Origin of the sequence: Pseudomonas sp. NPDC089401, from assembly GCF_044749485.1 — a bacterium.
GTDB lineage: Bacteria > Pseudomonadota > Gammaproteobacteria > Pseudomonadales > Pseudomonadaceae > Aquipseudomonas.
The window spans coordinates 113,313-127,429 of the sequence record NZ_JBIVIA010000013.1; the positions used below are offsets into that span (position 1 = coordinate 113,313).

The window sequence follows — 14,117 nt, forward strand, 5'->3', positions numbered from 1 at the left end:
TAAGGTGACATATGTCCAACAGCAACATTGGCAACAAGCAACCTTCCCTGCGCAAACCCGTCGTCCTGATGACCATGGGCAGCCAAGAGCGCAAAGGCCATGACTATCAGGTCATGACCCACAAATACATCACCCCGCTGGTCGACTTCGCCGATTGCGTCCCGGTCCTGGTGCCCACCTGCTGTGGCATCGACGACCTCGAGACCTATCTGGACATGGCCGACGGCGTGTACCTGACCGGCGCCGGCAGCAACATCGACCCGGCCCTGTATGGCCAGGAAAACCAGACCCCCGGCAAAGGCCAGGACCAGAACCGCGACCTGTTCGACATCCCGCTGGTCAAGGCGGCGATCAAGCGTGGCCTGCCGATCTTCGGCATCTGCCGCGGCATGCAGGAAATCAACGTGGCCCTGGGCGGCGACATCTACCAGAAGGTCTATGCCGAACCTGGCTTCAACGACCACCGGGAAAACCCGGAAGACCCGGTCGAGGTGCAGTACGCCCAGGTCCATGGCGTGAAGATCAAGCCGGGCAGCTGGCTGCGCGACACCCTGGGTACCGACGAAATCCGCGTCAACTCGCTGCACGGCCAGGGCCTGCGCAAGCTGGGTGCGGGTATCGAAGCCATCGCCCACGCCGAAGACGGCCTGGTCGAAGCGATCCACGCCCCGAGCATCTCGCCGTTCCTGTTTGCCGTGCAGTGGCACCCGGAATGGCAAGCGGCGAAGAACCCGGACTCGATCAAGATGTTCCAGGCCTTCGGCGACGCCTGCCGCGCCCAGGTGCGCAAAGCCCAGATCAAGCGCCAGCAGGCCGCCTGATCCGTCAGTTTCCTCTTCGTTGCTTTTGATCGCGGGGCGGCGCAAGGTCGCCCCCGTTTTCCCGGTCACCCTCTGCTGGTCCCAGAACACTTCCCGTGGAAGCGGGCGGCGGGCTTGTGCCTGTCTCCGCGATCGTTTTTTCCTTTCCCCTACAGAGATACGATGACTGATTATGGGTAATCCGGGATTCGGGTTGTCCTTCAAGTCTCTGTTCGCCAGTGCCGGCCTCTTCGCGGGTAAACCCGCTCCCACAGATGCAGCGCATTACCTGTGGGAGCGGGTTTACCCGCGAAGAGGCCAGCCCAGGCATTCCTCCATCTTGCCGGACACCCCTCACAAAAATTTCTGCAAAGGGGACTAGTCATCGTACAAGTTGTACGATAACTTACCTCAATCGCAAGACAACACCCTTCACCCAAGCGCCACAGGATGCCTACAACAATGACTCCACAAGAACTGAAATCCATCCTCTCCCACGGCCTGCTGTCTTTCCCGGTCACCGACTTCAATGCCCAGGGCGACTTCAACCAGGCTGGCTACATCAAGCGCCTGGAGTGGCTGGCCCCTTACGGCGCCAGCGCGCTGTTCGCCGCCGGTGGCACCGGTGAGTTCTTCTCCCTGGCCGCCAGCGAGTACAGCCAGGTGATCAAGACCGCGGTCGACACCTGCGCTACCTCGGTACCGATCCTCGCCGGCGTCGGCGGCTCCACCCGCCAGGCCATCGAGTACGCCCAGGAAGCCGAGCGCCTGGGGGCCAAGGGCCTGCTGCTGCTGCCCCACTACTTGACCGAAGCCAGCCAGGACGGTGTCGCCGCCCACGTCGAAGCGGTGTGCAAATCGGTGAAGATCGGTGTGGTGGTATACAACCGCAACGTCTGCCGCCTCAACGCCAACCTCCTGGAACAACTGGCCGAACGTTGCCCGAACCTGATCGGCTACAAGGATGGCCTGGGTGACATCGAGCTGATGGTGTCGATCCGTCGCCGCCTGGGCGACCGCTTCAGCTACCTGGGTGGCCTGCCCACCGCCGAGGTGTATGCTGCGGCCTACAAGGCCCTGGGTGTGCCGGTGTACTCCTCGGCGGTGTTCAACTTCATCCCGAAGACCGCGATGGACTTCTACCACGCCATCGCCCGCGACGATCACGCAACCGTCGCCAAGCTGATCGACGATTTCTTCCTGCCGTACCTGGACATCCGCAACCGCAAGGCCGGTTATGCCGTGAGCATCGTCAAGGCCGGCGCCAAGATCGCCGGTTACGATGCAGGCCCGGTGCGCACGCCGCTGACCGACCTGACCGCTGAAGAGTACGAGATGCTCGCCGCCCTGATGGACAAGATGGGCCCGCAATAAGTACACCCTGCGGCCTGCCAATGCCGCGCCCGGAGTGGGCCTGCCCCACTCCGGCTACAACTCGTGAGCCCGCACAAAAATAACTAGTGGGAGATTTACCAGCATGCAAGCGACTAAAAAGACGCATGTGCGCTACCTGATCCTGTTCATGCTGTTCCTGGTGACCACGATCAACTACGCAGACCGCGCCACCATCGCCATCGCAGGCTCCAGCCTGCAGAAAGACCTCGGCATTGACGCCGTCACCCTGGGTTATATCTTCTCCGCCTTCGGCTGGGCCTACGTGGCCGGGCAGATCCCCGGCGGCTGGCTGCTGGATCGTTTCGGCTCGAAAAACGTCTACGCCTTCAGCATCTTCACCTGGTCGTTGTTCACCCTGCTGCAGGGCTTTGTCGGCGGCCTGCCGGTGGCCTGGGCCGTGGTTACCCTGTTCACCCTGCGCTTTCTCGTCGGCTTCGCCGAAGCCCCGTCGTTCCCGGGCAACGCCCGTGTCGTCGCGGCCTGGTTCCCGACGCAGGAACGCGGTACCGCCTCGGCGATCTTCAACTCGGCGCAATACTTCGCCACCGCGCTGTTTGCGCCGATCATGGGCTGGATCGTGTTCACCTTCGGCTGGGAACATGTATTCGTGGTCATGGGCGCCCTGGGCATCGTGTTCTCCGTGGTGTGGTTGAAAACCATCTACAACCCGCGCCAGCACCCGCGCATCAGCCAGAGCGAGCTCGAACACATCGAGCAGAACGGCGGCCTGGTCGACATGGACCAGAAGCGCGGCAACGACGGCCCGAAATGGGGCTACATCAAGCAACTGCTGACCAGCCGCATGCTCCTGGGCGTGTACCTGGGCCAGTACTGCATCAACGCCATCACCTACTTCTTCCTTACCTGGTTCCCCGTGTACCTGGTGCAGGAACGCGGCATGACCATCCTCAAGGCGGGCTTCATCGCCTCGCTGCCGGCAATCTGCGGCTTCATCGGTGGCGTGCTGGGCGGGGTGATCTCCGACTGGCTGCTGCGCCGCGGCAACTCGCTGACCTTCTCGCGCAAGCTGCCGATCGTCTGCGGCCTGCTGCTTTCCACCACCATGGTGTTCTGCAACTATGTGGATGCCGAGTGGATGGTGGTCGGCTTCATGACCCTGGCCTTCTTCGGCAAAGGCATCGGCGCGCTGGGCTGGGCGGTGGTGGCCGATACCTCGCCCAAGCAGATTGCCGGGTTGTCCGGTGGCCTGTTCAACACCTTCGGCAACATCGCCTCGATCACCACGCCAATCGTCATCGGCTACATCATCAGCGCCACCGGCTCGTTCAAGTGGGCGCTGGTGTACGTGGGTGCCAACGCCCTGGTGGCGGTGTTCAGCTACCTGGTGATCGTCGGCCCGATCAAGCGCATCGAACTGCGCGACGATGCCCCCAAGCCCCAGGCTGAGCCCGCCGCCAATGGCGAACTGGCCAGCTCGCGTCACTGAGAGAACACGCCCGCGCCGGCCAATGCCGCCGCGGGCGGATGTACAAAAGCCTGAGAACCTGACAAGTAGGGCCCAAACATGCAGTTGATCGAACATTCCGACTCGCCCCGCTACGTGCGCCTGCACGAAGACGATAACGTCGTGGTCGTGGTCAATGACGGCGGGCTGGGCGAAGGCGCCCGCTTCGCCGACGGCCTGACCCTGGTCGAAGGGGTACCGCAGAGCCACAAGGTCGCCACCGTACTGATCGCCAAGGGCGAGCCGGTGCGCCGCTACGGCCAGATCATCGGTTACGCGCTGGAAGACCTGCGCCAGGGCAGCTGGGTCCAGGAAAGCCAGCTGGCCATGCCGGCCGCACCGGAACTGGACAGCCTGCCACGCTGCGACGCCGTGCCGGATGCCCTGCCGCCGTTGGACGGCTTCACCTTCGAAGGCTACCGCAACGCCGACGGCACCGTCGGTACCCGCAACATCCTCGGCATCACCACCACCGTGCAGTGCGTGACCGGCGTGCTCGAACACGCGGTCAAGCGCATCCGTGCCGAACTGCTGCCGAAGTACCCCAATGTCGACGACGTGGTCGCCCTCACCCACAGCTACGGCTGCGGCGTGGCGATCAACGCCCGCGACGCCTACATCCCGATCCGCACCGTGCGCAACCTGGCGCGCAACCCCAACCTGGGCGGCGAGGCCCTGGTCATCAGCCTGGGCTGCGAAAAACTCCAGGCCGGCCAGGTGATGCACGACAACGACCCGTCGGTGGACCTCAGCGAGCCTTGGCTGTATCGGCTGCAGGACGCCAGCCTGGGCTTCACCGAGATGATCGAGCAGATCATGGGCCTGGCCGAAACCCGCCTGAAAAAGCTCGACCAACGCCGCCGCGAGACCGTGCCGGCCAGCGAGCTGATCCTGGGCATGCAGTGCGGCGGCAGCGACGCCTTCTCCGGCATCACCGCCAACCCGGCGCTGGGCTACGCCGCCGACCTGCTGGTGCGCGCCGGTGCCACCGTGCTGTTCTCGGAAGTGACCGAGGTGCGCGATGCCATCTACATGCTCACCTCCCGCGCCGAAAACCAGGAGGTCGCCGACGCCCTGGTGCGCGAAATGGACTGGTACGACCGCTACCTGCAGCAAGGCGCCGCCGACCGCAGCGCCAACACCACGCCGGGCAACAAGAAAGGCGGCCTGTCCAATATCGTCGAGAAGTCCCTCGGCTCGATCGTCAAGTCCGGCAGCGGCGCCATCCAGGGCGTGCTCGGCCCGGGCGAGCGGGTCAACCGCAAGGGCCTGATCTTCTGCGCCACCCCGGCCAGCGACTTCGTCTGCGGCACCTTGCAACTGGCCGCCGGCATGAACCTGCACGTGTTCACCACCGGCCGCGGCACCCCCTATGGCCTGGCCATGGCGCCGGTGGTCAAGGTCTGCACCCGTACCGAACTGGCCCAGCGCTGGCCCGACCTGATCGACATCGACGCCGGGCGCATCGCCAGTGGCCGCTCGAGCATCGAGGAACTAGGCTGGGAGCTGTTCCACTACTACCTGGACGTGGCCAGCGGCCGCAAGCAGACCTGGGCCGAACAGCACCGCCTGCACAACGACATCACCCTGTTCAATCCGGCACCGATCACCTGATGAGCCGGCCTGGCCTGATTTCTGTGGGAGCGGGTTCACCCGCGAAGCAGGCGACGCGGTGCATGGCACCGGCTTCGCCGGTGTTCGCGGGTAAACCCGCTCCCACAGAGGCTCGTCGAGCCGACCTGAACCGCATTCTTCCTTCCGCTACTTCTACAGGAGCACCCCATGCCTGAGATCCTCGGCCACAACTTCATCGCCGGCCAGCGCAGCGCTGCCGGCCCGCAGCGCCTGCAAAGCCTGGACGCCACCACCGGCGAGGCCCTGCCGTACAGCTTCGCCCAGGCCACCGAAGGCGAAGTGGACCAGGCGGCCAAGGCTGCCGCTGCCGCCTTCGTCGAATTCCGCACCCTCAAACCGGCACGCCGCGCCGAGTTCCTCGACGCCATCGCCGCCGAGCTGGACGAACTGGACGACGCCTTCGTCGCCATCGTCTGCCGTGAAACCGCCCTGCCCGCCGCCCGCATCCAGGGCGAACGTGGCCGTACCAGCGGCCAGATGCGCCTGTTCGCCCAGGTGCTGCGCCGTGGCGACTTCCTTGGCGCGCGCATCGACCTGGCCCTGCCAGAGCGCCAGCCGCTGCCACGCGTGGACCTGCGCCAGATGCGCATCGGTGTCGGCCCGGTGGCCGTGTTCGGTGCCAGCAACTTCCCGCTGGCCTTCTCCACCGCCGGTGGCGACACCGCTGCGGCCCTCGCCGCCGGCTGCCCGGTGGTGTTCAAGGCGCACAGCGGCCACATGGCCACCGCCGACCTGGTCGGCTGCGCCATCCAGCGCGCCGCCGAACGCACCGGCATGCCCAAGGGCGTGTTCAACATGGTCTTTGGCGCTGGCGTCGGTGAGCCGCTGGTCAAGCACCCGGCCATCCAGGCCGTCGGCTTCACCGGTTCGCTCAAGGGTGGCGACGCCCTGTGCCGCATGGCCGCCGAGCGCCCGCAACCGATCCCGGTGTTCGCCGAGATGTCCAGCATCAACCCGGTGATCGTCCTCCCGGGCGCCCTGGCCAAGCGCGGCGAAGCCATCGCCCGCGAGCTGGCCGGCTCGGTGTGCATGGGTGCCGGGCAGTTCTGCACCAACCCGGGCCTGGTGATCGGCCTGCAATCGCCGCAGTACAGCCAGCTGCTCGCCGACCTCGGCCAGCACCTGGACCAACAGGCCGGGCAGACCATGCTCAACGCCGGCGGCCTGCGCAGCTACGTCGGCGGCCTGCAGCACCTGCACGCCCACGCCGGCATCGAGCACCTGGCCGGTCAGGCCCAGGAAGGCAGCCAGGCCCGCGCCCAGCTGTTCAAGGCCGACGCTAGCCTGCTGGTGGATTCCGACCCGCTGCTGCAGGAAGAGGTGTTCGGCCCGACCACCGTGGCGGTCGAAGCCAAGGACAACGAGCAACTGCGTGCTGCCCTGCTCGGCCTGCGCGGCCAGCTGACCGCTACGCTGATCGGCGAGGCGGAGGACTTCGAGGCGTTCGCCTGGCTGGTGCCGCTGCTGGAAGAGAAAGTCGGCCGGATCCTGGTCAACGGTTACCCGACCGGTGTGGAAGTGTGCGACGCCATGGTCCATGGCGGCCCGTACCCGGCCACCTCCGACGCCCGCGGTACTTCGGTCGGCACCCTGGCCATCGACCGCTTCCTGCGCCCGGTGTGCTACCAGAACTACCCGCAGGCGCTGCTGCCTGAGGCGCTGCGTGACGGTAACCCGCTGGGGCTGCGTCGCCTGGTCAATGGGCAGTGGAGCGAAAGCGCGGTCTGACCTCCCTGAAGCACGAAAGCCCCGCATTTGCGGGGCTTTTCTTTACTGCCTGTACCGGCCTCTTCGCGGGTAAACCCGCTCCCACAGGGATATCTGAGCCCTCAGGACCTGTGATACCCCTGTGGGAGCGGGTTCACCCGCGAAAGGGCCGGTACAGGAAGCAGAAGGCTCAGGCCCCCTGCGCCTCGGCTTCCTCATGGGCCTGGCGCAACCGCTCGCGGCTGTTGCTCAGGTGCATGCGCATGGCCATCTTCGCCCCTTCGCTGTCGCGCCGGGCAATGGCTTCGTAGATGGCTTCGTGCTCATGCATCAACCGGCCCATGTAATGAGCCTGGTCATCATGGGCCAACCGCGCCGAGTTCAACCGGGTCCGCGGAATGATGCTGGTGCCCAGGTGGTTGATGATGTCGGCGAAATAATGGTTGCCGCTGGCCTGGGCGATGCGCAGGTGGAACTGGAAGTCCGCCGAAACCGCATCCAGGGCATGCGCCGCGCCTTCGTTGAGCTCGTCCAGCGCCGCACGCATGCCGGCCAGTTCCTCATCGCTGCGCCGCTGCGCGGCGAGGCCCGCCGATTCGATTTCCAGGGCGATGCGCAGTTCCAGCACGGCCAGCACCTCGCGCAGGGTCACCACGGTGGCCGGGTCGATACGAAAGCCGCCGGTCGCCGGTGCGTCCAGCACGAAGGTGCCGATACCGTGGCGCGTCTCCACCTGGCCTGCGGCCTGCAGCCGCGAGATCGCCTCGCGCACCACGGTACGGCTGACGCCCTCCTCGGCCATGATCTGCGATTCGGTCGGCAGCTTGTCGCCGCGCTTGAGCTGGCCGCTGCGAATCCGCTCGGTCAGCACCGTGACCAGTTCCTGGGCCAGACTGCGCGGCTTGCGCCGAGTCCTTGCCTGTACCTGTTGCTCTGTCATGCCCTGTATTTCACCTTGAAAGACAGCCGTCATGATAGCGCAAGCAGTTGTACGATCACATAGACCCGACGCTGTTTTTCATCAAAGCCATCAACGCCATCAAAGCGCCGCAGTCGGCGCGCGCCCCAGCACTCGAGCGTACTCGTCACGGGCGTTCTGCTCGGTGAATTCGCCTGCCCATTTCGCCACCACCACGGTCGCCACGCTGTTGCCGATGGTGTTGCAGGCGGCCATGGCCATGGACATGAAGCGGTACACGCCGAACAGCAGCGCCAGGCCTTCGACCGGCAGCACGCCGATGGCGGTGACGGTGGCGGCGAATACCACGAAGCTGCCGCCGGACACCGCCGCCGCCCCTTTCGAGGTCACCAGCATGATCGCCAGGATGCCCAACTGCTGCTCCCAGCCCAGCGGCACGCCGTAGGCGTTGGCGATGAACAGCACGCTCAGCGACATGTACAGCGACGTGCCATCGAGGTTGAAGGCATAGCCGGTAGGCAGCACCAAGCCGACGCTCTGCTTCGAGCAACCGAACCGCTCGAGTTTTTGCAGCAGGCGCGGCAAGGCGCTTTCCGAAGAGGCAGTGCCCAGCACGATGAAGATCTCGTCCTTGATGTAGGCCAGAAAGCGCAGGAAGCTGAACCCGGACAAGCGGCACACCGCGCCCAGCACCACGAACAGGAAGAACGCCACCGCCACGTAGAACATCAGCACCAGGTTGGCCAGCGACATCAGCACCGCCGAGCCATTGCTGCCGACCGCGTAGGCCACCGAGCCGAAGGCGCCAAGCGGGGCGAACTTCATGATCAGGTTGATGAACTCGAAGAAGCATTCCGAGACGCGGTTCAGGCCGTCCTCGATCACCTCGCGGCGCTCCTGCTTCAAGGCCAGCAAGGCAAAGCCGAACAGCACCGCGATCACCAGCACCTGCAGCAACTGGCCACCGGCGAAGGCGCCAACGAAGTTGTCGGGGAAGATGCCGTAGATGAAGTCCATGGTCGAGGTCGGCGCATGGCCCTTGGCGACCGCGGCGGTGGCCGCTGCCGAAGCGGCGCTGGTAGCGTGGGCACCGTGCATGCCGGAACCGATGCCGATCAGGTTGCCCCACAACAGGCCGATGGCCAGGGCCAGGGTCGACAGCACTTCGAAGTACACCAGCGCGCGCCAGCCGACCTTGCCGACCCGCTTGATGTCGCCGGCCGAGGCGATGCCGTGGACCACGGTGAAGAACACCAGCGGCGCGACGGCGGTCTTGATCAGCTTGAGAAAGATGTCCCCGAGGATCTTGAAACTGGCAGCGAGCTCGGGAGCGATGAAGCCGAAGGCGATGCCCAGCAGCATCGCCGCGACGACCTGGAACGTGAGGTCTTTGTAGAGCGGTTTTTTCAACGTGGAAGACATGGCTGCATTCTCATTGTTCTTGTAGGAAAACAGGCCGGGGCCCGCCGCAGGTGCGGGCCCCGGGGCACATCAGCGGGCGACGGCACCCGGGCGCGCCAGTGCCTGATCGACCATCTGCGGCGCCAGGCCCAGGTAGTTGGTCGGATCGCACAGCTGCTCCAGGGTGGCCAGGTCGACGTGCGCAGTGGCTTCGCCTTGGGCCTTCAGCGCGTCCAGCAGGCTGATGCCCTGGTCATTGGCCAGGCGGCAGGCGGCGTAGACCACGTCATGGGCGACCTGGCGGCCGAGTGCCGGGGCCAGGCCCATCATCACCGCCTCGGCGACGATCAGGCCCTGGGTCATGTCGAGGTTCTTGCGCATGCGCTCGGTGCGCACGTCCAGCCCGGCCAGCATGAACCGCGCCTGGCCCAGCGAAGCAGCGGTCAGGGCGAAGGCCTCGGGGATGGCGATCCACTCTGCCTGCCACGGGCCGGTGGAGCGCTCGAAGTCCTGGATCATTGCGTCGAGCATCAGCCCGGCCTGCTGGCGCACACCCTTGGCGGCGGCATACATCAGCTCGCAGGAGATCGGGTTGCGCTTCTGCGGCATGGTGCTGCTGGCGCCACGACCCTTGACGAATGGCTCGTAGGCTTCGCCCAGCTCGCTGGTCATCATCATCATGATGTCCAGGGCCACCTTGCCCAGCGAGGCGGTGACCAGGCCGAGGAAGTTCAGGGTCTCGGCCAGGCCGTCACGGGCCACGTGCCAGGTCGCCTGCGGCACGCCGAGGCCCAGCTCGTCCATCAGCGCGGCCTGCACCTCCAGGCCCTTGTCGCCCAGCGACGCCAGGGTGCCGGCGGCACCGGCGAACTGGCCGACTTCCACCCGTGGGCGCAGCTCGACCAGGCGCTCGGCGTGGCGGTCGAACATGCTCAGCCAGACCGCGCACTTGTAGCCGAAGGTGATCGGCAGCGCGTGCTGTAGGTGGGTACGGCCGGCCATCGGCGTGTCGCGGTAGCGCTGCGCCAGCTCGGCCAGCAGACCGCGCACGGCCTGTACGTCACGTTCGACGATGGCCAGCGCGGCACGTACCTGCAGGACCACGGCGGTGTCCATGATGTCCTGGGTGGTGGCGCCCCAGTGCACGTAGCGGCCGGCTTCGCCGCAGAGCTTGGACAGCTGTTCCACCAGCGGCAGGATCGGGTAGCCGACGATCTCGGTCTCGTGCTGCATCAGCGCCAGGTCCAGCGCTTGGTAGCGCGACAGCTCGGCGATCTGCGCGGCCGCCTCGGTCGGGATCACGCCGCAACGTGCCTCGGCCTTGGCCAGGGCCACTTCGACTTCGATGTAGCGCTCGATCAGCGCCTGGTCGGAGAACACCGCGCGCATCTCGGCGGTGCCGAACATGTCGCGGAACAGGGTGGAATCGAAAACGGTGGTGGACATGGGCAAGGATCCTGAAATGTTGTTATTGAGCGTACATATTTATTATGTCCGTACATAATTCTTGCCCCAGCACTGGTACACTGTCAACCGGTGCATTTGACGGGACTGACCGAAGGCATGAACGAAACGCGATACGCCGTGGTGGCCAAGGACTTGATGGAAGGCATCGCCAGCGGCCGTTACCCGGTGGGCAGCCTGCTGCCCACCGAGTTCGAGCTGTGCGACCTGTACGACGTGAGCCGGCACACGGTGCGCGCGGCAATCAACCAGTTGCTCAACCAGGGGCTGGTGTCACGCCGCAAGCGGGTCGGTACCCGGGTCGAGGCCAGCAGCCCGCAGGGCGGCTACTCGCAATCGCTGGCGACGGTGGCGGACCTGGCGCACCTGGCGGAAACCCAGCAGCGGGAGATCCAGGACGTGCGCCACTTCGTCGCCGACCTCGGCGAAGCGGCGCGCTTGGGCTTGGTGCCGGGCGAGCATTACTTCTGCGTGTCGAGCATCCGCGTCGACCGCCAGCACAACGCCGCACCGCTGTGCTGGACCGATGTCTATGCCCAGCGCGACTATGCCGAGGTCATCGAGCTGGCCCGGGCGCACCCGGACCAGTTGATTGCCAGCCTGATCGAGCAGCATTACGGGCGCGCCATTGCCGTGGTCGACCAGCAGGTACGGGCGGTGCTGCTGCCGGTGGAGCTGGCGCGGGTGCTGAAGGCCGACGCCGGGTCGCCGGGGTTGAAGATCCTGCGTCATTACCGGGATGACAGCGGCGAATTGATGGCGGTGTCCGAAACCGTGCACCCGGATGACCGCTTTACCCTGGTGACGCAGATGCGCCGGGACAAGGCGCCGGTCTGATCCGGCCCCATCGCGACCTCCTACGGGGTGCGCATGACGCTGTAGGAGCGAGCCTTGCTCGCGATGGGGCTGGGACAGACCACACGAACTCAAGTAAGGTAAGGGTTTCCATGGAAGGAAACCCCGGCATGAACCGCCTCGACCGCACCCTGCTCGCCTGTGGCCTGCTCATCCCGATCTGGCTGCTGCTCGGTGTCTGGCTCACCGCCCAGGCCTACCCCGGCTACGACCACCTGCAGCTCGCCATGAGCCAGCTCGGCGCGCAAGACGCACCGACCCAGCACTGGTCGCCTCTGGTCAACAACTTCCCCCTGGCCCTGCTGTTCGCCTTGTTCGCCTGGGGCCTGGCGCGGCGCTGGCGCACCTCGAAGGTGGCCTTGCTGAGCGCTGCGCTGATCCTGCTGCACGGCCTGGGCAGCCTGGGCACCGGGCTGTTTCCCTGCGACCAGGGCTGCGCACCCGCACAACCGTCCAGTTCGCAGCAGCTGCATAACCTGTCCGGGCTGGTGATGTTCCTCTCATTGACGCTGGCCAGTGCGTTGTGGATCTGGCTTGGCAAACGCCTCGCAGGCTCCTCGAGCTTCGGCGGGTTTTCACTGCTTTGCCTGCTCGCGGCCATCGTCACCGTCGCACTCATGGCCCACGCTGCACAGAGCGGCCAGCTGTTCGGTCTGTACCAACGGCTGAACTACGGCGTCTCGGTGCTGTGGATCGCCGGCCTGGCGTGTCAAAGCCTGCATCCGACGCTGGCAAATCGCTTTCGCATGGCCACTATCTGACTAGCGAATACTGGCCCCCACGCCGTCGATGCATTGGCAAACTCCGTTCATCTTCAGATGCTTAGGACAGCAACATGCGAGTATTTCTAGCAACGATGGCCGGCTGCCTGCTGGCCACTGTCGCCTTCGGCGCCCAGGCCAAGGCGCTGAACCAGAACGACCGCAACGTCTGTGGCTGGGGCTCGCAGATTGCCGCCGAGGCCCAGCACGCCAAGCTTTCCGGGGTTACCCTGTACGCCACGCGCAAGAAGCTGCAAGTGCGTCGTTTCGCCAAGCCATGGATGCGCATGACCGCCTTCGGCATAACTGAACAGACCTACAACAGCCGTTCACGGCTGCAACCGGCAGCGATCAAGCAGACGTACTACGAACAGTGCGTGCAGCACGCCGTAGCTAAAAAATAATGCTATACAAATCAATAAGTTAGATTAATTACTTAATCTAACTTATTTAAGAAATCAGCTGAGATGGAATACTCAGCAGCCGCTCAACGCCGGCGCACGACGTTCACCGGCGAAGAACAGCGGGCGCAGGCGCACGCCGATCAGGTTGCCGCTATAGGCCGCGATCAGCCACAACCAGCCGTGCACGCTACCCGAGGCAATGCCGCTGAAGTACGCGCCGATGTTGCAGCCATAGGCCAGGCGCGAGCCATAGCCCAGTAGCAGGCCACCGATCACTGCGGCGATCAGCGACGGCAGCGGAATCTTCAGGCTCGGTGCGAAGCGGCCGGCCAGGCCCGCCGCCAGCAGTGCGCCGAGCACGATGCCCAGGTCCATCACCGTGGTGACGTCCTGCCACAGCGGCGCGGCCAGGGCCTTGGCGTTGGCCGGGGCCTGCCAGAACACCCAGCTGCCGACGTCGACGCCAAAACCGGACAGGGTCTTGGCGCCCCACAGCGCGAACGCCGAGGTGATGCCCCACGGGCGCCCTGCCAGGGCCAGGGTGGCGTAGTTGAGCAAGGCCAGGGCAATGGCGCCCCACAGCAGCGGCCATGGGCCACGCAGGAAGCGGCGCAAGCCCTGGTGCTCGCTGCTCACTGGCGCTTCCAGCGCGCCATGGCGGCGCTTTTCCAGGACCACGGTGGCCCAGGCGATCAGCGCGAATACCGCCACGCTGGCCAGCAGCGCCGGGGTCACGCCCCAGGCCTGGACGATCGAAGTGGCCGGGAACGACGGCAAGGCGAACCACCAGTCGGCATGCTGGGTCGCGGTAACCGACCCGATGATGAAGAACAGCAGCGTCACCAGCATCCGCGCGTTACCGCCGCCGACCGTGAACAGCGTGCCCGAGGCGCAACCACCGCCCAGTTGCATGCCGATGCCGAAGATGAACGCACCGAACACCACCGACACACCGGCAGGCGCGACCAGCCCGGTGACGGGTGTGCCGAACAGGCTGCCGGCCGACAGTGCCGGGAAGAACAACAGCACGGCCAGGGTCAGCATGACCATCTGTGCGCGCAGGCCGGCGCCGCGGCGTTCGTTGATGAACACCCGCCAGGCCGAGGTGAAGCCGAAGGCGGCGTGGTAGAGCGTCAGGCCCAGGGCAGCGCCGACGATCAGCAGCAGCACCTGCTTGAAACCGGCGTTGAGGTTGAGGAACCAGGCACCGGCCAGCAGCAGGGCCAGGGCGATCAAGGGCGCGCCCAGGCGGCGCGGTGTGGGTGTGGCGGTTGCGGAAAGACCCATTGGCTTACTCGGATTACAGTGAAA

12 protein-coding genes are annotated in these 14,117 nt (G+C 65.5%); 8 read left to right on the forward strand and 4 right to left on the reverse strand.

The genetic code is table 11. The annotated features are described in order from the left end of the window. Positions 1-11: 11 nt before the first annotated feature. From ACIP21_RS24735 to ACIP21_RS24755, 5 genes are all read left to right on the forward strand, one after another. On the forward strand, positions 12-821 hold the full coding sequence (locus tag ACIP21_RS24735) for a gamma-glutamyl-gamma-aminobutyrate hydrolase family protein (protein ID WP_400693327.1): 810 nt from the start codon (positions 12-14) through the stop codon (positions 819-821). 441 nt (positions 822-1,262) lie between these two features. Further along, a complete protein-coding gene (gene kdgD, locus ACIP21_RS24740) occupies positions 1,263-2,174 on the forward strand; it encodes a 5-dehydro-4-deoxyglucarate dehydratase (RefSeq protein ID WP_400693330.1) in 912 nt (303 codons plus the stop codon). A 103-nt stretch (positions 2,175-2,277) separates the two neighbouring features. Further along, positions 2,278-3,642, forward strand: a complete 1,365-nt coding sequence (locus tag ACIP21_RS24745) for an MFS transporter (protein ID WP_400693332.1) — start codon at positions 2,278-2,280, stop codon at positions 3,640-3,642. A 78-nt stretch (positions 3,643-3,720) separates the two neighbouring features. Further along, positions 3,721-5,274, forward strand: coding sequence for a galactarate dehydratase (gene garD / locus ACIP21_RS24750; protein ID WP_400693335.1), 1,554 nt, complete (start codon positions 3,721-3,723; stop codon positions 5,272-5,274). A gap of 168 nt (positions 5,275-5,442) precedes the next feature. Continuing rightward, positions 5,443-7,023 carry an aldehyde dehydrogenase (NADP(+)) gene (locus ACIP21_RS24755; protein ID WP_400693337.1) on the forward strand — a complete coding sequence of 527 codons (1,581 nt, stop codon included), beginning with the start codon at positions 5,443-5,445 and terminating at the stop codon, positions 7,021-7,023. 169 nt (positions 7,024-7,192) lie between these two features. Here ACIP21_RS24755 and ACIP21_RS24760 read toward each other — a convergent pair whose 3' ends face one another. From ACIP21_RS24760 to ACIP21_RS24770, 3 genes are all read right to left on the reverse strand, one after another. Continuing rightward, complete coding sequence (locus ACIP21_RS24760; RefSeq protein WP_400693340.1) at positions 7,193-7,942, reverse strand: FadR/GntR family transcriptional regulator; 750 nt, start codon at positions 7,940-7,942, stop codon at positions 7,193-7,195. A gap of 99 nt (positions 7,943-8,041) precedes the next feature. After that, positions 8,042-9,343, reverse strand: coding sequence for a cation:dicarboxylate symporter family transporter (locus ACIP21_RS24765; RefSeq protein WP_400693343.1), 1,302 nt, complete (start codon positions 9,341-9,343; stop codon positions 8,042-8,044). A gap of 69 nt (positions 9,344-9,412) precedes the next feature. Next, complete coding sequence (locus ACIP21_RS24770) at positions 9,413-10,768, reverse strand: adenylosuccinate lyase family protein (RefSeq protein WP_400693346.1); 1,356 nt, start codon at positions 10,766-10,768, stop codon at positions 9,413-9,415. Positions 10,769-10,885: 117 nt separating this feature from the next. Between ACIP21_RS24770 and ACIP21_RS24775 the strand changes: the two genes are divergently transcribed. The 3 genes from ACIP21_RS24775 to ACIP21_RS24785 all read left to right on the forward strand — a co-directional run bounded on the left by ACIP21_RS24775 (position 10,886) and on the right by ACIP21_RS24785 (position 12,806). After that, positions 10,886-11,623 carry a GntR family transcriptional regulator gene (locus ACIP21_RS24775; protein WP_400693349.1) on the forward strand — a complete coding sequence of 246 codons (738 nt, stop codon included), beginning with the start codon at positions 10,886-10,888 and terminating at the stop codon, positions 11,621-11,623. Between the two features lie 128 nt (positions 11,624-11,751). Further along, positions 11,752-12,402 carry a DUF998 domain-containing protein gene (locus ACIP21_RS24780; protein ID WP_400693352.1) on the forward strand — a complete coding sequence of 217 codons (651 nt, stop codon included), beginning with the start codon at positions 11,752-11,754 and terminating at the stop codon, positions 12,400-12,402. A gap of 74 nt (positions 12,403-12,476) precedes the next feature. Further along, the gene (locus ACIP21_RS24785; RefSeq protein ID WP_400693354.1) at positions 12,477-12,806 is read left to right on the forward strand and encodes a hypothetical protein; all 330 of its coding nucleotides are present in this window, start codon (positions 12,477-12,479) and stop codon (positions 12,804-12,806) included. 72 nt (positions 12,807-12,878) lie between these two features. Here the strand turns inward: ACIP21_RS24785 and ACIP21_RS24790 are convergent, their stop codons facing one another. Beyond that, entirely contained in the window at positions 12,879-14,093 is a 1,215-nt protein-coding gene (locus ACIP21_RS24790; RefSeq protein WP_400693357.1) for a YeeE/YedE family protein, read from the reverse strand. Positions 14,094-14,117: the final 24 nt, after the last annotated feature.

Bases quoted from the DNA above. Each gene is read 5' to 3' on its own strand.
- ACIP21_RS24735 (WP_400693327.1), top strand. From the start codon at position 12: ATGTCCAACAGCAACATTGGCAACAAGCAACCTTCCCTGCGCAAACCC.
- kdgD (WP_400693330.1), top strand. From the start codon at position 1,263: ATGACTCCACAAGAACTGAAATCCATCCTCTCCCACGGCCTGCTGTCT.
- ACIP21_RS24745 (WP_400693332.1), top strand. From the start codon at position 2,278: ATGCAAGCGACTAAAAAGACGCATGTGCGCTACCTGATCCTGTTCATG.
- garD (WP_400693335.1), top strand. From the start codon at position 3,721: ATGCAGTTGATCGAACATTCCGACTCGCCCCGCTACGTGCGCCTGCAC.
- ACIP21_RS24755 (WP_400693337.1), top strand. From the start codon at position 5,443: ATGCCTGAGATCCTCGGCCACAACTTCATCGCCGGCCAGCGCAGCGCT.
- ACIP21_RS24760 (WP_400693340.1), bottom strand. From the start codon at position 7,942: ATGACAGAGCAACAGGTACAGGCAAGGACTCGGCGCAAGCCGCGCAGT.
- ACIP21_RS24765 (WP_400693343.1), bottom strand. From the start codon at position 9,343: ATGTCTTCCACGTTGAAAAAACCGCTCTACAAAGACCTCACGTTCCAG.
- ACIP21_RS24770 (WP_400693346.1), bottom strand. From the start codon at position 10,768: ATGTCCACCACCGTTTTCGATTCCACCCTGTTCCGCGACATGTTCGGC.
- ACIP21_RS24775 (WP_400693349.1), top strand. From the start codon at position 10,886: ATGAACGAAACGCGATACGCCGTGGTGGCCAAGGACTTGATGGAAGGC.
- ACIP21_RS24780 (WP_400693352.1), top strand. From the start codon at position 11,752: ATGAACCGCCTCGACCGCACCCTGCTCGCCTGTGGCCTGCTCATCCCG.
- ACIP21_RS24785 (WP_400693354.1), top strand. From the start codon at position 12,477: ATGCGAGTATTTCTAGCAACGATGGCCGGCTGCCTGCTGGCCACTGTC.
- ACIP21_RS24790 (WP_400693357.1), bottom strand. From the start codon at position 14,093: ATGGGTCTTTCCGCAACCGCCACACCCACACCGCGCCGCCTGGGCGCG.